The organism is Microcoleus sp. Z1_B2, from assembly GCF_036700325.1.
In the GTDB taxonomy this organism is placed as follows: domain Bacteria; phylum Cyanobacteriota; class Cyanobacteriia; order Cyanobacteriales; family Microcoleaceae; genus Microcoleus.
On sequence record NZ_JAUBOQ010000016.1, the window covers coordinates 90,521 to 114,926 of the forward strand.

The 24,406-nt window shown below is 46.5% G+C and carries 18 protein-coding genes; 11 read left to right on the top strand and 7 right to left on the bottom strand.

The features are described 5' to 3' along the window. The first annotated feature begins 226 nt into the window (after positions 1–226). On the top strand, positions 227–451 hold the full coding sequence (locus QT984_RS11900; protein WP_333374073.1) for an AbrB/MazE/SpoVT family DNA-binding domain-containing protein: 225 nt from the start codon (positions 227–229) through the stop codon (positions 449–451). A 125-nt stretch (positions 452–576) separates the two neighbouring features. Here QT984_RS11900 and QT984_RS11905 read toward each other — a convergent pair whose 3' ends face one another. From QT984_RS11905 to QT984_RS11915, 3 genes are all read right to left on the bottom strand, one after another. Then, positions 577–2,304, bottom strand: a complete 1,728-nt coding sequence (locus QT984_RS11905) for an ABC transporter ATP-binding protein (protein WP_333054478.1) — start codon at positions 2,302–2,304, stop codon at positions 577–579. Between the two features lie 340 nt (positions 2,305–2,644). After that, on the bottom strand, positions 2,645–3,127 hold the full coding sequence (locus tag QT984_RS11910; protein WP_333054477.1) for an FxLYD domain-containing protein: 483 nt from the start codon (positions 3,125–3,127) through the stop codon (positions 2,645–2,647). A gap of 189 nt (positions 3,128–3,316) precedes the next feature. Next, on the bottom strand, positions 3,317–5,020 hold the full coding sequence (locus QT984_RS11915) for an NAD(P)/FAD-dependent oxidoreductase (protein WP_333374075.1): 1,704 nt from the start codon (positions 5,018–5,020) through the stop codon (positions 3,317–3,319). A 93-nt stretch (positions 5,021–5,113) separates the two neighbouring features. Between QT984_RS11915 and QT984_RS11920 the strand changes: the two genes are divergently transcribed. Continuing rightward, positions 5,114–6,028, top strand: coding sequence for a PPC domain-containing protein (locus QT984_RS11920; protein ID WP_333054475.1), 915 nt, complete (start codon positions 5,114–5,116; stop codon positions 6,026–6,028). Positions 6,029–6,319: 291 nt separating this feature from the next. On the opposite strand, the gene QT984_RS11925 is transcribed toward QT984_RS11920, so the two are convergent. The 3 genes from QT984_RS11925 to ribD all read right to left on the bottom strand — a co-directional run bounded on the left by QT984_RS11925 (position 6,320) and on the right by ribD (position 9,830). Continuing rightward, positions 6,320–6,931: a hypothetical protein gene (locus QT984_RS11925; protein WP_333054474.1), complete on the bottom strand. Its 612-nt coding sequence runs from the start codon at positions 6,929–6,931 to the stop codon at positions 6,320–6,322. Positions 6,932–6,956: 25 nt separating this feature from the next. Continuing rightward, positions 6,957–8,390 (bottom strand): transposase, encoded by a 1,434-nt coding sequence (locus tag QT984_RS11930; protein ID WP_333054472.1) that lies wholly within the window; start codon positions 8,388–8,390, stop codon positions 6,957–6,959. 264 nt (positions 8,391–8,654) lie between these two features. Then, entirely contained in the window at positions 8,655–9,830 is a 1,176-nt protein-coding gene (ribD, locus tag QT984_RS11935; RefSeq protein WP_333054471.1) for a bifunctional diaminohydroxyphosphoribosylaminopyrimidine deaminase/5-amino-6-(5-phosphoribosylamino)uracil reductase RibD, read from the bottom strand. Positions 9,831–9,841: 11 nt separating this feature from the next. Here ribD and QT984_RS11940 point away from each other — a divergent pair, with 11 nt between their 5' ends. From QT984_RS11940 to QT984_RS11950, 3 genes are all read left to right on the top strand, one after another. Then, positions 9,842–10,069: a hypothetical protein gene (locus tag QT984_RS11940; RefSeq protein WP_333054470.1), complete on the top strand. Its 228-nt coding sequence runs from the start codon at positions 9,842–9,844 to the stop codon at positions 10,067–10,069. Between the two features lie 81 nt (positions 10,070–10,150). After that, a complete protein-coding gene (locus tag QT984_RS11945) occupies positions 10,151–11,011 on the top strand; it encodes an FAD-binding domain-containing protein (protein ID WP_333374077.1) in 861 nt (286 codons plus the stop codon). Positions 11,012–11,218: 207 nt separating this feature from the next. Beyond that, a complete protein-coding gene (locus tag QT984_RS11950) occupies positions 11,219–11,632 on the top strand; it encodes a hypothetical protein (RefSeq protein WP_333054468.1) in 414 nt (137 codons plus the stop codon). Between the two features lie 123 nt (positions 11,633–11,755). Here QT984_RS11950 and QT984_RS11955 read toward each other — a convergent pair whose 3' ends face one another. Further along, positions 11,756–12,295, bottom strand: coding sequence for a cyclic nucleotide-binding domain-containing protein (locus QT984_RS11955; protein ID WP_333054467.1), 540 nt, complete (start codon positions 12,293–12,295; stop codon positions 11,756–11,758). Between the two features lie 658 nt (positions 12,296–12,953). Here QT984_RS11955 and QT984_RS11960 point away from each other — a divergent pair. The 6 genes from QT984_RS11960 to QT984_RS11985 all read left to right on the top strand — a co-directional run bounded on the left by QT984_RS11960 (position 12,954) and on the right by QT984_RS11985 (position 24,086). Next, positions 12,954–14,063, top strand: a complete 1,110-nt coding sequence (locus QT984_RS11960; RefSeq protein WP_333054464.1) for a hypothetical protein — start codon at positions 12,954–12,956, stop codon at positions 14,061–14,063. Positions 14,064–14,301: 238 nt separating this feature from the next. After that, positions 14,302–14,706 carry a hypothetical protein gene (locus QT984_RS11965; RefSeq protein ID WP_333054463.1) on the top strand — a complete coding sequence of 135 codons (405 nt, stop codon included), beginning with the start codon at positions 14,302–14,304 and terminating at the stop codon, positions 14,704–14,706. Continuing rightward, positions 14,699–15,040, top strand: a complete 342-nt coding sequence (locus tag QT984_RS11970) for a type II toxin-antitoxin system PemK/MazF family toxin (protein ID WP_333054462.1) — start codon at positions 14,699–14,701, stop codon at positions 15,038–15,040. Before QT984_RS11965 ends, QT984_RS11970 begins: the two co-directional genes overlap by 8 nt. A gap of 64 nt (positions 15,041–15,104) precedes the next feature. Further along, entirely contained in the window at positions 15,105–18,356 is a 3,252-nt protein-coding gene (locus QT984_RS11975; protein ID WP_333054461.1) for an SMC family ATPase, read from the top strand. Positions 18,357–18,743: 387 nt separating this feature from the next. Next, complete coding sequence (locus QT984_RS11980) at positions 18,744–22,052, top strand: PAS domain S-box protein (protein ID WP_333314910.1); 3,309 nt, start codon at positions 18,744–18,746, stop codon at positions 22,050–22,052. Between the two features lie 159 nt (positions 22,053–22,211). Next, entirely contained in the window at positions 22,212–24,086 is a 1,875-nt protein-coding gene (locus tag QT984_RS11985) for an adenylate/guanylate cyclase domain-containing protein (RefSeq protein WP_333374079.1), read from the top strand. Positions 24,087–24,406: the final 320 nt, after the last annotated feature.

Below are 24,406 nucleotides of genomic sequence, written 5' to 3' on the forward strand. Positions count from 1 at the left end.
GAATTAATTAGTCCTCTTTAGAGGACTTTCGCTTTGAGGCAGGGGTTTCAACCCTTGCCGGACTGCGGGTTTACCCTTAATCTGCATCTACATCATCGCATTCATGCGACAGTCAAATAGAAAAAACCTGAACCGAATCTATATCTACTCTTCTCTGCTAGAATATAGTTGGAGCAAGCGGAGAGTCAATTTAAAATATAAGTTAAATCACTCTGGAGGCAAAACAATGAATACGGCTAAATTATCGATCGCTGATGACTATCAGACAGTCATATTACCTAAAGAATTTCATTTGGCAGGAAATGAAGTGTATGTCAAAAAAATAGGAGATGTTATTGTCCTAATCTCCAAAGAAAATACTTGGCAAACTTTTTTTGATAGTTTAAATATGTTCGCGGATGACTTTATGCTAGTCAGGAATCAGCTTCCTTGGGAGACTAGAGAGGCTTAAGAATGACATTATTACTAGAGTTATCCTGAACATCACTTACCCACGAGTAGTCAGAAACCGGGTTTTTTAGATAATACTTCGTTGAGGCCAGCAGAAACTGCCAAAAACCCGGTTTCTAACGTCGCCTACTGACTAAACTGTTGAGCGTAGTAGCCAGCATAGCGAGATCCCTTTTCCAGCAACTCCTCGTGCGTCCCAGATTCGACAATTCTGCCTTTTTCCAACACTAAAATACGATCGGCTCTCCGCACAGTAGCCAAGCGGTGCGCGATAATAAACACAGTGCGATCGCGCATCAATCTTTCCAGCGCTTCCTGCACTAAACCTTCGGATTCCGAATCCAGCGCCGATGTCGCTTCATCCAAAATCAAAATTCTGGGATCGAGCAAAACTGCACGGGCGATCGCAATTCTTTGTTTTTGCCCGCCAGATAAATTTACACCCCTTTCTCCTACCCAAGTTTGATAGCCATCGGGAAACTCATTAATAAATTGATGAGCGTTAGCAATCTCCGCAGCTTTTTGCACATCTTTCAGTTCATAATAAGATTGACCGAAAGCGATATTTTGAGCAATTGTACCCGAAAATAAAATCGTTTCTTGCGGTACAATTCCGATTTGCCTCCGCAGAGTATTTAAGGTGACATCTTGAATATCAATACCGTCAATTAAAATCTGTCCCGCTTGCGGATCGTAAAATCTGGGTAACAAGTTTACTAAAGTAGTTTTACCCGCACCGGATGCGCCCACGAGGGCAATCATTTCTCCGGGAAGTACCAGCAAACTCATACTTTGTAAAATGGGTGTCTCTGAGTTATAGGCAAAATTAATGTTGCGGTATTCGACTTTTCCGGTAACGTGGGGAAGTTCAATTGCACCCGATTTTTCGACTACAGCGGGTTCAATTGCTAATAATTCAAAAATGCGATCGCTAGAAGCTTCTCCCTGCTTAAAATCCCCGTAATTAGCAGTTGTGATAGCAATGGGGTCAATTAACAGTGCCACCCCTGCGATATAACTTATAAATTGAGTACCTGTGAGATTTCCTTGAGAAATTTGCCAACCTCCCAGGAAAAAGAGCAAAATCACGCTCATCGCTTCCAGAAAGCCAACTACAACGAACTGAAGTGCTTTTATTCTTTCTGACAAATACTTAGCGCGGCGGTTTTGTTCTGCTTCTTCTGCAAAGCGGGCAATTTCGTAGTCTTCAGCCACAAATGCTTTGATTAAACGAATGCCGCTGAATACTTCTGTCAGCAAAGCAGATAAATCAGAGATGCGATTTTGACTTTGGCGCGAGTAACTTAGCAGTCTTTCACCAAACCAGCCAATTAAAATAGCCATCAGCGGTGCAATAATTAATGCACCTAGAGTTAATTGCCAGTTGAGATAAATCATATATCCCAGAACCGCAATTAGCTGCAAAACACAAGGGATAAACTGATGAAAAAATTTATTTACTACTTCGCCAATGCGGTCAATATCTTCGGTGAGGCGGTAGGATAAGTCTCCGGTTTTGGCTGTTTCAAAGTAGCCGAGATTGAGTTTTTGCAGGTGGGAGTAAACTTTTTTGCGGATTTCCAAAGCAATAGTCAAAGCAGCTTTTGCCATCAGCGTATCTTGACCGTACTGGGCTGTACCGCGAATTAGAAATATAATGGCGCTGAGTGCCGCAATTTGAGCGAACCCTTGTAAATCTCCTTTACCTATAAATTTGGCAGTTTCGCCAACTAGCCACGCTATAATCGGCCAAAATATGGTAAATACTACGGTACAAGCTAATGCTTTACCGATGGTTTGTTTTTGGGGACGGAGGTAGGGTAAGATTTGCCAGTATGTCGATCGAGTTTTCAAGATATTTTGCCCTCGCAAATTCTGTTTTTGGGGTTCTCTGCAAGAATATTCAAACTTCGATCCCCCCTAACCCCCCTTAATAAGGGGGGGACAAGATTATTATTGCAAGTTCCCCTTTTGAAGGGGGATGCGAGGGGATCTCTGCGTAAGTCATAGAGATATCTGAGCCAGAATATGATAACAGCGATCGGTAAATAATACTAATTCTCAAAACTCATGGAATAGTTGCTGTAGGGTGCGTCGCCATCTACAATCTTCAAAAACAGCGACAATCTCAAAGCGACGCACCTTACTATAACCTCGATCGGGTTTCTGGAAGTGGGTCGCCATTTATCAACAATCATTCTTGCCCGTCTGCATGAGTCGCTAGTACCTGAGCCCCCTCGACAACTTCACCCCGAAAAGCGGCTGACTGTCCGGGTGCAAGAGTAACTGGTTGAGAGTAGATAAATCCGTTGTCAATTAAATTGCCTGACTCGTCCAAAACTTCATAATTAACTTTGACATTCTTGATTGTTTTGCAGCCTCGATTAAGCACTTGACCGCTGAAAAAGTTACCGTCATAATTAGCCGCCGCAATTGAAACTTTTGCAGCAATGTTGGAACCGGTAATGCAAGTTTGGGAAGTTCCAGATGCTGGCTGTTTCTCGCACAATTTGCCCAAGTCTACTGTTTTGCCTTCGGGAGTTTTCATGTAGCAAAATGGCTCATCAACTGGTGATTTTTGAGCCATTGTATTTGTAGCGTCTGCCAGCAAAGGAATAGCAGATATCGGCGAGATTAGAAAACTCGATAAAGCTACTGTGAAAGGTAAAATAATCATGTTTTTTGGCAATAACTTGTACATGATAATTCATATATTTTTTACGTTTGCATATCTCTATGTATGGTGGATCTCATGACTAATTTAATTTTTTGGGCGGGCTAGAAGCCCAACCCCTACTCCCCACAAGAATTAGATGCACGGGCTAGGAGCAACGGCCCACAAGAATTAGATGTACACCTGACGAGATTATCTAATACTCGGCTTTCTATTCCTAAGATTCCGCGCTCCGGGAATTTTCCGGCTGGGACGGCGATTGTTCAAACTGCTCGCAGTTCGAGTATTCACAGCATCAGCAGCAGCTATTAAACCTAAATCTTGCAAGATTTCAACAGCCGCCCTTTGTCCAGTTTCGCAACCGCCTTCCATGTAACCTTGATTTTCCAGCGAAGTGTGTTCCCCGGCAAAATATAAGTTCCCAACTCGTTCGCCTTCAACGCCGTACATTTGCGTCCACTGTCCTACTAAATAGCAGGAATAAGAACCTTTAGAAAAGCGTTCTCCCGGCCAATATGCTCGCACAGCTTTGCCCGATCGCAAATTTCTCACTCCGGGAAAAACTCTTTCAAATGGGTTCAAAAATCTTTGTGCTTGGTCTTCTGGAGTGCCGGCACCGATCGACAAACCCTGCTTTCCTCCTGTAAAATTAGTAACTAAACCGTTAGGAGTAGGAGCGAAAGGCGTAGCTTCCCAGGTATTCTGGAATCCTAAATCGCTATAAACAGAAGCCGTCGATTGATAAGGTTCCCGCCAAATGCGGCTGCGGTAGCCAGTAATTAACTTAGAATTAGTACCGTAACCCAATTGCTCGATCGCCCTGCGCTTTGGTTGGGGCAAAGGTACGTTAATTTTAACGTCTCGCAGAGTGCTGAACGGTAAAGTTAACAAAACTCGCTCGTAAGTGCGATCGAACGCGCTTAGTCCCGATCGCAAATTTACGCGATAGCGGCCATCCGGCAAAAGAGTAATCGCTTCCAAAACCGTCCCCGCCTCGATCGAACCAGACAATTGACCCGCCAAACGGTTGATAATTTGACTGTTGCCGCCGTCAATTTGATAGCGCTCATCGCTGTCGCCGTACAATTCAAAACTGCCCGCTTCAGAACTGATTAAAAACAGCAGATTTAACGCCGACTGCTCCTCGGGATCTCGACCGTATTCCGTCGTGTAAGCAATGCGGAGTAACTGCCGGACAATCGTGCTAATCTCGGCTTGGTCTACATATTCAGCGATCGAAAGATTGTCCAATCTTTCCGCTGCTTCTGTAAAATCAAGATAGCTAATTTCATCGCCAACCGCCTGCAAATCAGCAGTAATTTTACTCGCTAGTGGCGCAAATTCCGCGATTAATTGCTCAAGAGAAAAGCGCCGTCCTTGAAAGAAAAAAGTATCCTTCACCAATCCACTCTGCACTTGGGCTAAGTCGATCGCCCGCAAACCCAATTCCGTCGCCAGCGAGATTAAATTAGTGTGGCCGGTGTCAATAAATTCTCCCCCCAAATCCGCCGGAATCAGCGTTCCAGCCACCTTGGGAATAGTGCGTATCCGCCCCCCCACGCGGTTCGTTGCCTCGATTATATCGGCACGCACACCCGCTTGGCGCAAGCGATAAGCCGCCGTCAAACCAGCAATTCCCGCACCCACAACCAAAATCGGCGATCGTCCACCCTGTTGAGCAAAAGCTCCCTCTCCCTCCCTGGTAAAAGTCGCAGCAGCGGCAGCCCCCGCAGCAGCTAAACCCCCGTGCAGCAAGCGGCGCCGAGATATGGCAGAATTAGGAATGCGATCTGTCAGCATCCCCAGCAGTTCATCAGCCGGAATGCCCGTTTCCCTTGATTTCTGGGCAATGCTTGCAGCGCGGCGCAGCATTGCCATCAGTGCAGATTTAGCCATAATTAAGACATCCTCACAAAACAAAACTTTGATGTAAACTGGATTCTCGATCGTGCAATTTCCAGACTAAAGTCCAGAGAGATTTTTTTAATAATGCTAACCCTCAGAACACTGTTCGACAGCAAATTTTATCTCGAAAACAACCCAGATGTCGCCGTAGCAGTTGCCAGAGGCACGGTATCGAGTCCCTTCGATCACTACCGAAAAATTGGCAAATTTGAAAATCGCGACCCGAATGCCCTGTTCGACGCCAGCTATTATTTAGACACCAATACAGATGTAGCGGTATCAGCCAAACTCAATGGCTTTTCAGGGGCCGATCACTTTATCAGATTCGGTCAATTTGAACTACGCAACCCCAACCCATTCTTCGATGTTAATTTTTATCTAACAAGCAACCCAGACGTGCTGACTGCAGTCCAAACCAATCAATTTACCCCATTTGAACACTACTTCAAAGCCGGTCAATTAGAAAACCGCAAAGCCAGCATTTTCTTCGATCCCAGCTTTTATCTAGAAAAATATCCGCTGGTAGCAGCAGCAGTCAATAGCGGCGCAGTTAAAAGTGCGATCGACCATTACATTCAATTCGGTCAACAAGAAGGATTGTTGAGCACTCTCCCCGATCCCGCCGACAATTTGAACGCAGCAAAAAGCTTGGGCATTCTCACAGAAATTCAAACGGCGAGCGATTTTGTGGGAGATGCTGAACCAGCCGACATTTACAGTTTCATCCTCAATACTCCCAGCCTTTTCAGTGTAACTTTTGACGGTTTGAGTGCAGATGTTGATGTTGAATTAATTCAGGATCTGAACGGCAACGGCGCCGTTGGATTAGACGATATTATTGCTTCGTCTAACAATTTAGGCACGTCTTCAGAAACAATTGTCAGTAATGGGGCTTTGCCTGCGGGGACTTATTTCGTCCGCGTTTCTCAATTTCAAGGCGATACAAATTATGACTTGAGATTGCTAGCCGCTCCCTCAGCAATACCGCCCCAAATTTAAAATCAAAATAACGTATATAGCAAGCCTAAATCAGTCAAACGAACCCAGACTTCTCCTCATATCAAATCCGGTAGCATCGTCCTGTATTCATCTCTGTATTCTCCCCCTCTGCGTTCTGGAGCGCCCTCTGCGGTTAAATCATTCCGATGCAACCGGAAACGATATCACTTCTCCTCTATTTCTTCGCGGTATTTGCGCCTTCGCGGTTCGTAAAAAACATCTAGTTGACAAATGATTTAGACTTGCTATAAAACAGGCTGCAAAAAGGGCGATCGACAATTTGCCAAGGTTTCACTTATTAGTTGCTGGCTCGCTGGGAGAAGGCAAAGATTGAACAGGTGCCGGAGGCCAATTAGAGCGACTTCTGGTGAGAGTGGTAGACACCAAAGCATAGCCCAAAACAGCAGGAAGCACGATCGCACTCAGAAACACGATCGCCACAGCCCAATTCATCGCAGTCGAGATTGGGCCGTAATGAGTGCGGTAAGGGTCAAACGTTGGTAAATTAGGCATCGGGGCGTCCCGCAGCGCGATCGAACGTTTGAACCGCACCCGCCTGTCGTCTAGCTTTTCGAGCAAAATCCAGCCAACTTCCGCCTCTTCACCGCATAGCTTGTGAAAAATCGCAGGATTGCGGAACAAATCGTTGCTAGCCCGCACAATCTTGTACTCCCAAACCGTCAAATCAACAGAATTGGGATCGGATTTGGGATTGCCCTTGGATCGCGCATTTTCAGGCGCATTAAAATTACCATCTTGAGATTCGTACCGAGTCAAAACTTCCTCCTCCTCATCGCATTTTTGCCCCGCATCCCATTGCTCGTGGCTCACCAAAATACCCACAACCGCAGCCTCCAAGCCGAGACTGCCAACCATCAAACTCCAAATCAGAATTTCAACCATAAAAGGAGGTGAACTAACCTGACGGTCAACTGAGTACAGTTAGACTGCAGGCTTCTTTTTCCTTTTTTGCAAAGGCTTTTTTGAGTGACGGAGTTCCCCCGCCACTTTCGTAACTCAGACCAATCTTTCTAATAAGTTTAGCTGAGTTTTCATCTCGATCCAATGATTCCCCACATTGACAGGAATGCCACCGATCCGATAATTCTTTCGGAACTTTATTTAGGCAGTTCCAGCAATGTTGAGAAGTTCCCTTCGGATCAACAAACAAAACGCTTTTACCCAATTTCCCGGCGACATATTTTAGGACGCTGGCGAACTGCCCATGAGCAGCATCAAGCATGGATTTATTCAAGCCACTTTTAGCTGATTGACCGTTGGGCAAATAAACCAAATTACCACTCTCAGTATCTGTTGTAGGTTTGGCGCGTCTAGTCAGATTTTTGACGCTCAAATCTTCAACAACTAAAACTTCACATTTCCCGAATAGATCATGTGCCGTTTTAAATTGAAAATCTAATCTAGCTCTGGCTACGAACTGATGAAGTCTAGAAATTCTGTCCTTGATAACTTTCCAAGGCTTAGAACCCTTAACTCGGTTAGCTAGCTTCCTTTGAAGTCTTGCCAGCTTCTGGGCAGACTTCCTCAAAAATCTAGGATTATCAACTCTTTCGCCATTAGAAAGATAAACGTAATTAGTTATTCCTAAATCTATACCAACAGTGTTTTCATCAGTCGGTTGAATTTCTGCAACCGTTACAGGAACCGTCTTATCTTCTAGCGTCAGGGAAATATACCACCCATCCGGTTCTCTAATAACGCTCCCCATCTTAACCTTGAAGCCCGTTGGTATTGGACGATGAAAAACCATAGGTACTTGACCTATCTTTGCGAGGCGAATGCAAATCCTATTTTGCTCATCCTTGACAATATCTAAGTTGTCTAATTGAGGATAAGTGAAGGATTTATAGTAGTGAAGCCCCTTAAACTTGGGTTGACCCCTACGATTGCCATTTTTATCGGGTGTGGTGAAATTTGAGAAGGAAGTTTCCACTCTGTTGACGACATCTTGCAAGACCTGTGAATCCAACACTTTATAATCAGGGAATAACTTTTTAGTGTTTTTGATGTCAGCCAGTTGTATCGTCTGCCACTGTACATATCCGCCTTCAATGTTCGAGAAAACGTCGCCTTTCTTAGTCAAAGGATTACCCGATTCATCCTTTTTTCTACCATCCCTAGTCTGCACTCTCGTCAAAGGAATGTTTTGATAAATCTCTTCAACAGGGACTATCGAAACAATCAAGGGACAGGCGTTGACGGGCGTTCTCGTGGCTGACCACCACCTAAATCTTTCGCCAAGTCGGTAGTTGTACTGCCGACGACATAGTTCTAGATGAGCCACAATTGTTGCCAATTGGGCTTTTGTGGGTTTGAGGCGGTATTTGTATGTTAGTTGCATGGGAAATTTCTTTTTTCGACCTACCTTAATGTACCATTTTTTCGATTTAATAGTTAGAGAAAGTACATCGAAGTTAAAGGTACTCGCAATGTCTAATTGTCGGTTTCCGTACCTACACCCGACGAGCCTTTCATCACGCGGGCGTAATTCATTCGGGGTACGGGGCGTAGCGCTCAGATGCGTCCCATCTGAATATACCGAGGGACTTCCCGGCTGGTAGTTAAAAGTTAAAAATCAAAAACTCAAAAGACTCGCTTTTAACTTTCAATCTTTAATTTTTAAATAGCCTTCAACCACACAATCTGTACCCACTGTGCGCCAAGAAACCCGCTCTAAAGTTAAAGCCTCAGTCATTGCCGAAAAGCCCAAATCTCCCACCGGAGTTGGAGCTCCTTGGCCACCGACAATTTTAGGAGCAATAAAAGCCATAATTTTTTGAACTGCACCCTCAGCAATTGCCCTCGCGGCCAAAGTGCCACCGCACTCCCAGAGTACAGAAAGAAAAGATCGATCGTACAAATAAGCCATAACATTAGTCGGTGTCAGAGGGGAGAGCTCCACAACTTCCACCCCTTTGGCGATCAAAAATTCCTGAAATTCCGGGTTAACCCCAGGCTCAGTCAGCACCAAAGTAGCCGCCACAGAGGTTTCCCACAACCAAGCCGACTTCGGCAAATCCAGAGTGCGGCTCATCACCACCCGCAGGGGATTATTCCTATCAGGCTGGTGACTCGTCAGTAGGGGATTGTCCAGACGCACCGTATTTCCCCCAACAATCACAGCATCGCAGCCGACGCGCACCCGGTGAACCTCGCTGCGAGCCTCCTCGCCTGTCACCCAAGCGCTGTGGCCGCTACTGGTAGCAATTTTACCGTCCAAAGTCATCGCATATTTCAAAATTCCCAAAGGCCGGCGGTGCAAAATCCGGTGCACAAAAGCCTCGTTGAGTTTTTGGCAAGCTTCCCCTTCCACTCCCGCCACCACTTCAATGCCAGCCTCTCGCAACCGGGCTAGCCCAGTGCCAGCTACCAAAGGATTCGGATCGACCATGCCAGCCACTACTTTTGCCACCTTCGCCTTAACTAAAGCTTCGGAACAGGGAGGAGTCCGGCCGTAGTGGTTGCAGGGTTCCAGGTTCACGTAGACAGTCGCTCCTTCGGCAAGTTCCCCCGCTTCCTGGAGCGCAAAAACTTCGGCGTGAGGTTGACCGGCACCGGGATGAAACCCTTCGCCGACAATCTTGCCGTCTCGGACAATTACAGAACCGACAAGGGGGTTGGGTGCGGTTTTGCCCAGAGCACGGCGAGCCAATTCTATGCAGCGGCGCATCATGGCTCGATCGAACTCTTGAACTTCGCTGTTTTCCAGTTGTTTTGTACCTTGCTGCTGTCCGTTAGCTAAGCTGGCGATCGCTTGAGCGTGCGCCGGAAAAGTTTCCATGAGATTTTGCTATGATATCTATCCCTGAGTGTACTGAGTTTGATGCTAATTTTGGCAGCGAACCCACAATCAATTGCGGCGGGGGCAAAATGTACGTTACCACTGAGATATTGCACCATTCTCAATTAGCCTTTATGAACAGGCTTTCCGGCCTGTTCCACAAGAAAATTTATCTTTTGTGGAACAGGCCGAAAAGCCTGTTGCTGACAAGGGTGCAAGATGTGAGTTACCAGGAGTGAAGGGCAATTTAGGGCATCTAGCCGCGGGCCCGATCGAATAGCTTTAACATTAAGAAAAAATAGCAGGTGCTTGAGAAAAGAATGAGTCAGGACATGAAGCGGGAATTTGCCAGCCGCGACGAATTAATTGCCTACGTGCGCCAACAGTTCCCCGAAGCCGCCCGGCGGGACAGCAGCGTACCCCCAACCCCAGGCGGGCGCAAAGCAGCCGAGACAGCCCTGCAACAAATTGACCCCGGCAAATACGCCTCAACCCGCAATTTCCTCAACGGTGCGGTAACGCACTTGTCGCCCTATTTGCGCTACGGAGTTTTGAGTCTTGCCGAAGTCCGGGATGCCGTGCTGGAGAAGGTGCGGCATCCAGAAGAAGCTGTGAAACTTGTCAACGAGTTGGGTTGGCGGGATTATTGGCAGCGACTCTACGCCGAATTGGGCAACGGGATTTGGGAAGACCGGGAACCCTACAAAACTGGTTACACTGCCTCATCTTACAGCGAAACTCTGCCCCAGGATGTCGTCGAGGGCACGACTGGTTTGGTTTGCATCGACAGTTTCAGTCGCGAGTTGCGAGAAACTGGTTATTTGCACAATCACCAGCGGATGTGGACTGCCGCTTATCTCGTACACTGGCGCCGCGTGCGCTGGCAAGCCGGAGCTCGCTGGTTTTTGCAACACTTGCTAGATGGAGATCCGGCGAGCAATAATCTTTCTTGGCAGTGGGTAGCCAGCACTTTTAGTCACAAACCTTATTTTTTTAATCGGGAAAATTTGGAGCGTTACACTAAGGCGGTTTATTGTCGCGATTGTCCTCTGTATGGGCAATGCGATTTTGAGGGAACTTACGAATATTTGGAAGGGAAGTTGTTTCCTAATGGAGAAAAGGTCGATCGTAGCGGCGGTTCTAAAAGTTGGAACCGCCCTAAAAAAACTCGCAGAAATTAAAATGTCATTAGTAGACCTCTTGCAAAAATCCTTTTCCTCAATTGATGGGACGGGCTCTGGGGCCCATCCCACAAGAGTTATTTTTTCTTGTGGGATGGGCCCCAGAGCCCGTCCTAATTATTTTTGCAAGAGGTCTAGTCATTAGTCAGTAGTCAGTAGTTATCAACAGTTAACAGTCAACAGTCAAAAGTTAACAATTACTAATTTATGAACAATCCGATTATTTGGCTGCACGGTGACTGTTTGAGTCCTGAAGGCCCCGCTTTTCAAGCGCACCCACAGGCACCGGCTATCTGGGTTTGGGATGATGCGCTGATTGATGAATGGCAGTTGAGTCTCAAACGAATGGTGTTTATTTACGAATGTTTGCTGGAGTTGCCAGTAGTTATTCGGCGGGGCGATGTGGCTGCGGAAGTTATCGCTTTTGCGATCGAATCCGGCGCTAATCAAGTGGTAACTACCGAAAGTCCCAGTCCTCGCTTTCAGGATATTTGCGGGAAAATTAAGCGATCGCACCCAGTAGAAGTTTTGCCACCGGAACCCTTTGTCCGCTACGATGGTTACATTGATTTGAAGCGTTTTTCTCGCTATTGGCGCGTCGCTGAAAAATATGTTTTCTAATTAGGAATTGGGAATTTGTAATTGGAAATAGGTGTTCTTTTCTCTTCTTCCTTCTTCCCTCTTCCTTCTTCCTGAAATCCGTTACATCCGTTACAGAATCCGTTGCCGAACTTCCTTCTTTCTTCAACTCCCCTTCAAACGCTCCAACAGCCATTGAAATCTCGATGCCGCCAAATCGGGATTTTCGACATTTCCCCGGAGGGCGTCCTCGCCGTCGGGATCTTCATATATTAAACCATCACTATCATCGCCGAAGCGTTTGACTGTACCCCGCAGTCTCGACGACAGAAATTTGGTAATCGCCCGATAAAACCGCAGGGAAAAAAGCACGTCTTGCTCGAGTTTTTCAGTTAGCAGTCGCCGGGGAATTGACAGGATGAGGCACTCTTCAATTGCCGTGACGCTAGCAGAAGGAAGCCTCCCGTCTACAAAAGACATTTCGCCTAACACTTCCCCGGAAATAATTTTTCCAATTTCTTTGTCGCCCAAAGATGATACAGCAACGCTCAAAGTTCCCTCCAGAACTATGTACAGGGCGTCTAAGGGCTTTCCTTCGGCGATCAGGGTTGTGCCGGGGAGGACTTGGGTGCGGGTGCCGTTGGCGAGCATCCAATCGATGTCGCGATCGCTCAATTCGCCTAATATCACTAGAACTTTGCTCATAAAGTCAGGTTGAGATGAGATAATTTGTATTTTTTTACTTGTTTAGTTGCGTGCTGTTGTGAGATGGTCAGACCCTGAGCGAAAGCGAAGGCTAAACTTTACAAATAGAACACTAAATTTTACACAATTTTCATAATATTCAGTAATTTTGACACGATCGAGCCACAAATCTTTCTCGAATCGGTGGTATTATTCTACATTACTTGTCAGGAACCCTGCAGCAGCCGATCGCGTTGTATTAACTGCACTTGCTTGGGACGGCGGGGTTGCCCAAACTGTTTTAAAAGCTTGTTGTCTCTTGGTTTAGAGCTGGTGCGCCCTCAAAAACCGGATTTTTCCGGCGTGGCTGCGAGTGCAGCGCCCCCAAGTAAAGTATTGTAGGATGCAAGCGAGGCGAACGATCGACCCCTCAATTAAACAGGATTAAGGATGAAATCATCCCTAGGATTGATTTTTTGCCGATCGATCTGTAAATTAAAATTAGCCTCTAAACCCACCGTCCGTTCTTGAATCTAATCAGCTTGAGAGTTGACTATTCAACGGTAAAATGGCAATCTAGGAACAACACAACTCATATTTGTGTCTTTTTTTCCCAAAGCTCTCGACGTTCTCCCTCAAACACTTACACTTTTAACACACCCTTCATTGAGGAGTTGCTATGAATAGTCTATTTTCCAAGTCTACTTTTGCGTTAATAAATCTTGCAGCTTTAGCTGTTTGTTGCAGTACCATGTCAGCGAAAGCTGAAACTGGCAACTTGCCCGATGTCGCTACAACTGCAACAATCGCAGCTCAAAATATTGACCAAACTTCTGAGCCGACGGCAACTTCAGCAGTTAAACCCGACGCAGAAACAACGGCTAGTAATAAAAAAATTGATTCAATCAGTTGGAGCGAACTAACAGAAGCGGCAGAGCCAGCAGCCTCTGAACCTGCCGCCAACTTGCAAGTATCTATTGCTGCACCCGAAAAATCGGAAGCAGCAACATCTGAAATTGCTGAGACAGAAACAGCGCAAAATACATCCATTGCTGCTGAGACTCAAAAGTCGGAAGAAACCGCTAAAATTGCTGATAATGGTGTCAAAGTGCAGTCAACAGTCGAGACTGTCAAAAAGAGCGATCGACCTACCTCAATTGTTGCCCAGAGCAATAATCTTGAAGTAACAGCAACAAAGGAAGAAAAAGAAGTCCAAACAGCACAAGAATTGTTGAGCAATCCTGTCAGCACTTCCGCCTCAGCTCTGACAAACCAACCGAAAGTTGCCCAAAAACCTGCAACTGTCTCCGAAGCAACTGAAAAAGTAGCTCAAGGAACTCAAATCCGACCAGGCCGAGCAACCCGTTCTGGGCCCAGCTACATCGGCATTGGCGGCAATCTAGGTTTTGGCGGAGATTCAGCTTTAGGCGACGGTTCATTTGCGATTATTAGCAAAATCGGTTTGACGAACAATTTCTCGGTGAGACCGACTGTTTTGTTCCGCGACAACTTAGCTTTTCTAGTTCCTGTTACCTACGATTTTGTATCTCAAGAGACCGTGGAAGTCAGCGATGATTTTGTGATTACTGCTGCTCCTTATGCAGGTGCTGGCGTGCTAATTTCTACCGGTGATGACGGTACTTTTGGCTTCCTGATTTCGGGAGGTGTAGATGTGCCACTGTCGAGAAATTTTACAGCCACAGCCGGACTGAATATTGGTTTTGTAGACGGAGCTGAAGTGGGATTGTTGGTCGGTGTCGGCTATACGTTCCCGAATATTGCCCGGTAGTGTTGCTGTTTGAGCAAACGCATGACAAATAAATAAGCGCGGGGTTGGCTGTAGGAATACAGTCAACCCTTTTTGATGATGGAAAATCTGCCTATGCGATCAATGTAGGGTGCGCCATAAGCACAGAGCGGTAATGTAGGTTGCGTCATAAGCACAGAGCGCCGATAGGGATTTTTGTGAAAGATATAATGATGGTGCGATCGATCTTATATCTTGCACCATTTTCAATAAGCTTTTTATGGACGGGCTCTCCTGCCCATCCCACAATCAAATTCACTCTTTGTGGAACAGGCCGGAAAGCCTGTTCTTGAAAATGGTGCAACATATGAGATCGATCGCACTTTCTCACCAACCACCCGAAAAAACCGTGACCAAAACAGAAATCTTAGCAGCACTCAAAAATCTGACAGCAGAAGAACGCCTAGAAATCATCGAAACAGCTTCGCGGATGATGCGCGAAGAAATAGAAGAAAAAGCCCAGCGCAAAGCTGAGAGAAAACGCAGACTCAGAGCCGCAGCAGAAGCAGCGGTTCCTTTGTATGAACCAGGAGGGCCGCTGCACGATTTGTGGTCGCCCGACAGCGAACCGTATTTCGATTCAGAGGAAGAATACCTGAGCGCAGGGGTAGAAACTAATGCGTAAGGGCGAAATTTGGCTTGTCAAACTAGATCCAACGGTGGGAGATGAAATTGGCAAAACTAGACCTGTTGTGGTTGTCAGCGATGATGAATTGGGAAAGTTGCGGCTCAAAGTAATTGTTCCAATTACAGCATGGAACGATCTTTTTTCCCCGCTTGATTGGATGGTGCAGCTCGAACCGACCTCAGAAAATGGCTTAGCCAAACTCTCAGCAGCCGATACTTTTCAAGTCCGTTCCGTCTCCCAACAAAGATTTGTCCGACAACTCGGAACCCTGTCCGAGACAATTATGGAAGAAATTGCAGAAGCACTGACAATTGTTCTGGATCTAGATTGAATAACTAGGCAACAGCGTACAAATAGTGTTATTTATAGATAGATTGTATGGCGCGATGGCCTAAATGATTCCTATACAACTTACACTCAAAAATTTTCTCAGCTATCGCGAAGCTGCTTTAGACTTTCGCGGCCTGCACACCGCTTGCATTTGCGGGCCTAACGGTGCTGGCAAATCCTCCCTCTTAGAAGCCATATCCTGGGCACTTTGGGGCTGTTGTCGCAGCGATACGGAAGACGATATCATCCATATCGGCGAAACTGATGTGCGCGTTGATTTCACTTTCTCCACCGGCGGCCAAATCTACCGGGTGATTCGCAACCGCCGACGCGGACAATCGGGAAGTTTGGAATTTCAAGTAGCAACAAACCCCCCCTTCCCCCCCCTTGGTAAGGGGGGGCCACAAGAAGTGAATTCTTCCCTTGGTAAGGGGGGGCCACAAGAAGTGAATTCTTCCCTTGGTAAAGAGGAACCCGAAGAAGTAAATTCTTCTCCCCCCCTTAGTAAGGGGGGGTCGGGGGGGGTGAATTTTCGCACGCTCACAGACAAGGGGCTGAGAACAACTCAGCAAAAAATCCTCGAACACATCAAACTTGATTACGATACTTTCATCAACTCGGCGTATTTGCGACAGGGGCGAGCTGATGAATTTATGCTCAAAAAGCCGATCGAACGCAAACAAGTTTTAGCCAACCTGCTCAAGCTCGACTCCTACGACACTTTATCCGACCAAGCCAAAGATACGTCCAAACAATTTAAAGCTCAAGTCGATGTACTCAAACAGAGTTTGCTAACCGTACAAGAGCAACTGCAACAAAAAGAGACCATCGCCGCCGAACAAACTCAATTGCAGCAAGCAACCGATTTGCTTCAGCAGCAGCAGCAAGCCGACACAACCGAGTTACAGCAACTGCAACTCCAGCACCACAACCGTCAAACTTGGCAAAAACTCCTCGCCGGCCACCAGCAACAGCACTACAATATCACTCAAGAATGCCGCCGCTTGCAGCAAGAACTCAGCGCCGCCAAACAGCAGCAAAATGAGCTACAAGCCCTCTTAGTTCAAGAAAATGAAATAACAGAAGGAATTGCGTATTTCCACAGCTTGCAAGCCACAGAAGAGACTCTGGCTGGAAAATTTAAGGCAAACCAACAAGCCCAAAATCAGCGCCAGCAATTGCAAGAACAGCAGCGGCAAGAACTGAGCTTTTTGCAAAGCAAAATTCAGCAATTGCAAGCTCAATTAGATGTTTTAGAACAGGATGAAAAAGATGTTCTGGAAATTCTCAAACAGCAGCCGGAGGTTGACAAAGGACTCGCACAGTTGCAAGCAGTTCGATCGCGCCTCAACGAACTAGAGCAACTGCAACTGCAAGTTTCGCCGCTTCTACAACAGCAGCAGCAAAAGCAACAAAAGCTCGATCGCGCCCGCGCCGGTTTAACCGCCCGCTTAGAGGAAATCAACCGACAGGTGCAAGTTCAGCAGCAGAAGCGACAGCCACAATTACAGCAGGAAATCTCGGCCATCGCCAATCAAATTTTGCAGTTGGAAAACAAGCGAGTTTATCAGCAGCGAGTCCGCGAAAAAGGTCAAGAAAGGCACGACTTTCTCGGAAACCTGCAAGCCAAAAGCCGCGACTATCAAACCAGACTCGCCGAGATCGACCAAAAACTGCAACTGCTGCGGAAACATGAAGGAGAAAAAACCGCAGGTGAAGGTAAAGCCTCGAATTTTGCGGAAAACGAGCCATCAAATTCGCATTTAATGGTGCGGGATGCAAATTTTGGCAATTGTCCTTTGTGCGATCGACCTTTAGACGAACACTACTGGAATTTGGTAGTCACAAAACACCACACCCAACAGCAGGAAATCTGGAACCAACTGTGGGTTGTGCGCGAACAGTTAGCCGTCTCCGAGCGCGAAATTCAAGTCCTCAGACATGAATACCGCGAACTAGAAGAGGAATTAGCGCCCTACCAAGAATTGCGGGAACGTCGCAGTCATTTGCAAGCACAATTAGATAGCCTGAGTCAAGATGAAACTCGACTGCAGAGTATGCGTCAAGACGCGGCAGAAATAGAGCGGTTGCTACGCACAGGCGAGTATGCAGCGGAGGATTTGGGCGAACTCCAGCAAATCGAACAGCAACTGCAACAGCTCAATTACAGCGATCGCAGCCATTCCCTCGCCCGCAGCGATGAAAAGCGCTTGCGGTGGGCGGAAATTAAGCAAGCTCAAATCAAAGACGCTCAGCAGAAACTGAATAAAATTAATGCCCGTCGCCCGGATTTGCAAACTCAATTAGCCACCGTACAGCAACAGTTAGAACAGCAAAAAAACAGCTCGGAAATACAGCAGCAAATTCTATCTTTAGATAGATACATTGCGGAAATTGGCTATAATTTGGAACAGCACGAACACGTGCGGAGCGAAATGCGCCGATCGCAGTTTTGGATCGCCCGCGCCGAAAAATTGCGATCGGCAACTGTGCAGTATCCGCAAGTGCAGCAGCGGGTTAATGAAATAGCAAATTCCATCGCTGTGCGCGATCGAGATTTGCAAGCTGTCAGCGCTCAAACTTCCGCGATGAACCAGCAGTTGCAAGAACATCCCGATCCCACAGCGCGCATAAGTGCGATCGAACAGCAAATCAGTCGCCGCCGCCAGCAGCTAGACCAACATTTGGGCAGTCTCGGACGCCTCCAGCAGCAGCAGCAAAATCTGGAAACTCTGCAAGTTCAGCTAGTAGCTCAAAAAGAGCAAATGCAAGTTGCAAAACGCCAGCAGCGAGTTTATCAAGAGTTGGGTCAAGCATTTGGTAAAAACGGCATTCAAGCTTTAATGATTGAAAATGTTTTGCCTCAACTTGAAGCTGAAACAAATCAGATATTGTCGAGATTGAGCGCCAATCAATTGCACGTTCAATTTATTACTCAGCGGGCGGCTGCTTCTAAAAAAGCAACTAAATTGATTGACACTTTAGACATTTTAATTGCTGATGCTCGCGGGACTCGCGCCTACGAAACTTACTCTGGCGGTGAAGCTTTTCGGATTAATTTTGCGATTCGGCTGGCGCTGGCGAGACTGCTGTCTCAGCGGGCGGGTACGGCTTTGCAAATGTTGATTATTGATGAGGGATTTGGGACTCAGGATGCTGAAGGGTGCGATCGGCTGATTGCTGCAATTAATGCGATCGCCTCCGACTTCGCCTGCATCCTCACCGTTACCCATATGCCTCACCTGAAAGAAGCTTTTCAAGCCAGGATTGAAGTAAGCAAAACTGCTCAGGGTTCTTGCCTTAGCTTGTCAATTTAAAAGGGTTGATGAGCCGGATGGAAGGAGGAGAAGAAAAAAAGTTAAAAATCTCAGTATTTTCACCTTCTGTTTTCTTGCCGCCTTCGGTATTTTCACCTTCTGTTTTCTGGATAAGTGCCTCATGCCTTCGGTGATACTACTTACTTTCAAACAAAAAGGCAATTGTAGGCCCGTGCCCCAAACCATAATGGAATCAGTCATTGCCAATCTAAAATCTAAAATCTAAAATCTACAATGGTATTACTCCTTTCCCCGTCGGCTTTTTTGGGCTGCTGATTTTGTTAAAAAAGCTAAATTAAAAATAAAATTATAGAATAAGAATGGCTCAAGCTATTTATAATTTTCTATTGTTCTGTCCGCTCCCAAGGAGTTTGGATATTGCTACAGATGACAACAGACTCTTTCAACCTGTCTCTCCTAGAACGGGCGATCGCAGCGTCGAGCAACAGCATTCTCATCGCGGATGCTCGCAAGCCTGACATACCGATTATCTACTGCAATCCTGCTTTTGAGAAACTGACCGGTTACAGTGCCGAAGAAGTTATTGGACGCAACTGCCGATTTTTGCAGGGCCCAGATACCGATCAGGTCGAATTAAATAAACTCCGCCGCAGCTTGGAAGCGGGAACGGAAATTCAGGTAGTGCTCAAAAATTATCGCAAAGACAAAACTCCTTTTTGGAACGAATTAATGGTTTCCCCCATCTTAGACAATGAGGGAAAATTAACTCATTTTATCGGAGTTCAGAACGATATTAGCAAAAGAGTAGCAGCCGAAACTGCCAGGGAAGAAAGCGAAGAAAGATTGCGCGCGATTGCCAGTACAACTCCCGTGCCCCTGTTAATTACGCGCCTAGAAGACAGCGTCATTTTGTATGCAAATCCTGCTGTTGGTGAAAGTTTAGGTTTGAGTTATGAACAACTTGTGGGTGGAGAAAAAATTGACATCTATGCCAATATAAATGACAACATTCAACTACTAGAATTGGTCAAAAAGAATGGCTTTAGCGACCGCGAAGAAATCTGCCTCAAGAAAGCAAATGGCAGTTTTTTTTGGGTAAAAATGTCGATGCGAGCGATTAATTTTAATGGGGAAGCCGCAATTTTATCGGCATTTTACGATATTACCGCTCGCGTAGAAGCAGAAACAGCACTACGGCAAAGCGAAGCGAGGTTTCAAAAACTAGCAGCCAACGTTCCGGGAATGATTTATCAATTTCAGTTAGCAGCAGACGGCACTATGTCATTCCCCTACGTCAGTTCCGGCTGTCGCGAACTCTGGGAATTAGAACCAGAGGTACTGCAAAACTCAGCTATTCCCGCGCTCGAAATGATTCATCAAGACGATGCGCCAAGCTTCCATGAATCTGTTGCTATCTCAGCTAAAACTTTAGAGCCTTTGCGGTGGGAAGGCAGATTTGTTTTTCCGGGCGATCGGATTAAGTGGATTAGCGGGGCTTCCCGACCAGAACCGGGCGAAAAAGATAACATTATTTGGGACGGCTTGTTGATTGATATTAGCGATCGCAAACTTGCAGAATCAGCACTGCGGCAAAGCGAAGCCAGATTCCAAAAAATGGCCGCCAATGTGCCGGGAATGATTTATCAATACTTGCGGCATCCCGACGGTTCCGATGAATTCATTTATCTCAGTTCAGGCTGCTGGGAACTCTACGAATTAGATCCTGAAAAAGTTCAACAAAACTCCGATTTAATTTGGGCAAGGGTGCATCCAGAAGACCTAAAAAATCTGTTAGAATCAATCGCCCTTTCCGGCAAAACTCTCAAACCTTGGATATATGAAGGGCGGATCGTAACCGGATCGGGAAAACTGAAATGGATTCGCGGCATAGCCCGCCCCGAACGGCAGCCTGGGGGCGATATACTGTGGGAGGGAGTGACAATCGACATCAGCGATCGCAAGCTAGCAGAAATCGCCCTGGGCCAGTCAAAAATCGCCCTGCAACAAGCCAATCAAGAACTTGAAAAGCGCGTCCGAGAACGCACGGAAGCCTTGGAAACATCCCAAAAAATGCTATGGTTAGTAATCAATAACATCCCTCAGTTAATCGCCTGGAAAGATCGAGATTTAGTTTACTTGGGAGGCAACAAAAATTTTGCCAAAGTCGCAGGTTTCAATCACCCCAGTGAAATCGCCGGTCTCACCGACTTCGATATGCCCTGGAAGCCGGAAGAAACAGAATTTTTTCGAGCCTGCGACCGCCGGATTATGGCAACCAACACCCCAGAATATCACATCATAGAATCTAAAATGCAAGCCGACGGCACCCAGTGCTGTCTGGATACAAATAAAATACCTTTACACGACAATTCCGGCAATGTTGTCGGCATTTTGTCTACCTTTGAAGACATCACCGATCGGCTTTCGCTAACAGCTAAAGTCCGGGCTAGCGAGGAACTATTTCGCACAATTTTTGAAGATGCACCCATCGCTATCTACTTAGCTAATTTAGATGATAACAAGTTAGTGAGAGTCAATAAAACTTACTGTGAAATGCTGGGATATACCGCAGCCGAATTGCTCGCCCAAACATTTATTGAACTTGGGCATCCCGAAGATTCTCCCAAAAATCTCCAAGTTGCTGATTCTCTTGAGCGGGGAGAAATTACTCACTATCAAATCGAACTCCGCCAGATTACCGCTACAGGTAAAATTGTTTGGGTAAATGTGACAGCTACTTTAATTCGAGACGGCGAAGGACAACCTATTTACAACTTAGGGATGATTGAAAATATAACCAATCGCAAAATTTCCGCCGCCGCACTCCAAGCTTCCGAATCTCAATTAAGAAAACAAGCCGCCCAATTGCAAGAAGCCTACGAACAACTACAAAACGCTCAAATCCAATTAGTTCAATCCGAAAAAATGTCGAGTCTCGGTCAGATGGTGGCTGGGATTGCCCACGAAATTAACAATCCCGCAACTTTTATTAACGGCAATATTTCTCACACTTATAACTATTTTCACGATTTAATTGAACTGTTAAGTCTCTACCAGGAATGCTATCCGTCCCCAGTACCTCAGATTGCTGAAAAAGTTAAGGAGTTAGAGTTGGATTTTCTGAAGGAAGATTTGCCGAAAATGCTGAATTCCATGAGAGTAGGAGTAGAAAGAATCAGTAATATTGTGTTGTCGCTGCGAAATTTTTCGAGACTGGATGAATCAGAAATGAAGTTGGTAGACCTTCATGAAGGAATTGACAGTACACTGTTAATTTTGCAGCATAGATTGCATCAAGCAAGTATAAAAAGCGGGATTGAAATCATTAAAGAATACGGAAAGATATCCAAGATATACTGTTGTGCGGGACAGTTAAACCAGGTTTTTCTCAATATTATAAGCAATGCGATCGACGCTCTAGAAAACCAACCGGAACCTCGGACGATCGTGATTCGCACCCTCATGAAAAAAGCTGGGTTGAAAAGCCACAGTAAAAGCCAGCTCAGTGATTGCGATCGCATTGTAATTTGCATCGCCGACAGTGGGCCGGGAATGAGCGAAGAGGTTCGCAAGCGGCTATTTGACCCGTTCTTCACCACCAAGCCCGTAGGGGCTGGAACCGGCTTAGGATTATCCATCAGCCATCAGATTGTGGTAGAAAAACATAAGGGAAGCCTGCGGTGCATCTCAGCGCCCGGACAGGGAGCGGAATTCTGGATTGAAATCCCCTGCTGAGCGATCGTCGATTAATCTAAAAGTTTAAATATCTAACTTTTAACTCCCAATTGCCGTCGGTGCTTGAGTTATCAGGGTTTTGAATTAACCGCACTCAGAGGCCGGAACAAATCGCACTCAGCGGTGTGCTAATCTGCTGCCCTTATTCGCTAGGCAAATATGCTGAAAAAACTACCTTTATCCTGGTCTCGCTACATTCCAGCCGGGTTGACGCTGGGTTTGGGTGTGGGACTGTCGCTTCTCACATTCGCCTTGGTTTGGGACTGGGAAGACAAGCGCCGCGACTACGAAATGCACCGCCGCATTGACGATATTTCGATCAGCATCGAACGCCAGCTCAACTCCGACTTAGATACTGTTCTCGCCCTCAGCGACTACATGAAAGCCTTCAACACCGTCGAGCGTTCCTCTTTTGCCCGGTTTGTCGCCCGTCCCCTATCCGTCCACCCCAGCCTGCAACTCCTGGCTTGGGCCCCCCGCGTCCCCCAGGACGAGCGACGCAACTACGAAACCAAAGCTAGAACCGAAACCGACCCCAGCTTCGAGATTACAGAGCGTGGCCCGCGAGGAGAACTCCGCAAGGCCCTCCAGCGTTCCGAATACTTCCCGGCTTTCTACGTCGAACCACCAGCCGGAAACGAGACAGCATTCGGCTTTGACCTCGCCTCCCACCCAGAAATCCGCGCCGCGCTCGATCGAGGACGCGATACAGGAGAAATGATTGTCACCAACTACATCGGCTTAACTCAAGGCAATTCCCCGGAACTAGGTCTTTTGGCCATAGTTCCGATTTACGAAAACAGCAGTAACCCGACTACCCTGGAATCCCGTCGCCAACTGCTACAAGGATTTGTTCTGGGCGTATTTCGAGGCAAAGATATTTTCCAAACCTCTTTAAAAGGACGCAATACCGAATACCTCAATATTTATCTCGTTAGCGAGGCTCCAGACAAGCAACAAGCAGCGTCACTGTTACCCCAAACGGCCAACCCGGTTCTCAAAAATCTCCCTGCTGAGGGCCAAATTCAGCAATTTGCGGTGCAGTTCCAATCCGCGAGCCAACAAGTGCTTCCAGTATCAGCCACTGCTGACCGATCCCTCATGCAAAACTGCCCAATTCTTGACAATCCAGGCCCGAACTATACAGCTTGCAGAAGGCGGCTGAAAATTAGCGGCCGCCAGTGGTCTATGTACGTGTCTGCAACGCCGGAAATTCGCCGGATTCGCAAGCACTGGCGCTCTTGGGGAACTCTGACGATGGGGATGCTGTGGACTCTGATTCCGGTGACATATATGCTGACATCTTTGAGTCGCACCGCCCAAATCGAAAAGCTAGCCGGAGAAAGAATTCGCCAAGCCGAACAGTTGCAGGCTGCTTACCTACAGTTGGAACTCGAACAAGCTAAATCCGAGCAACTGCTGCTCAACGTTTTGCCTGCTGCGATCGCCCTGCGTTTGAAGGATAATGAACACAATATCGCCGAAAGTTTTGCGGAAGTAACTGTGATGTTTGCCGACATTGTGGGGTTTACAGAGCTTTCGTCGAGAATTTCAGCGACGGCGGTGGTGGAAGTGCTCAACGATATTTTTTCGGCTTTTGACCACTTGGCCGATCGCCACGGTTTAGAGAAAATTAAGACTATTGGTGACGCTTACATGGTTGTCGGCGGTTTGCCTACAGCCAGAGAGGATCATGCCGAGGCCGTTGCGAACATGGCGATCGATATGCTGCACGAAATTAGGCTGCTGAGTTTAGAACATTCGGAACCTTTCAGCATTCGGATCGGGATTAGCAGTGGGCCTGTCGTTGCAGGCGTTATCGGCTTAAAAAAGTTTATTTACGACCTCTGGGGCGACACAGTAAATATTGCTTCGCGCATGGAATCCCACGGGATTACCGGCTGCATTCAAGTCACCGCCGAAACCTACGAGAGATTAAAAGATAAATATACTTTTCAGAAGCGCGGCGCCATTCAAGTTAAGGGCAAGGGATACATGGTTACTTATTTACTGACTGGGAAAAAAGATTATTGACAATCAAGCATCCGGGATACAAGCCCCCGGATTCATTCGTCCAGAAATAAAAAACCTGTATCCGATGAAACTTGCCCCCCAAATTTATCCGTGGGGTCAGTCGATTTTAGATTTTAGATTTTAGATTTACCCCACAGATAAATCTGGGATCTTGAACTAGGGTCTAAAAATTTTATCTTTCCACGACAGGAGTACGTGGCACGGTATCCGTTTTTGGGCTGGGTCAAGGCTTCTATTCTTTAATCTTTAATCTTTAATCTTTAATCTTTAATCTTTAATCTTTAATCTTTAATCTTTAATCTTTAATCTTTAATCTTTAA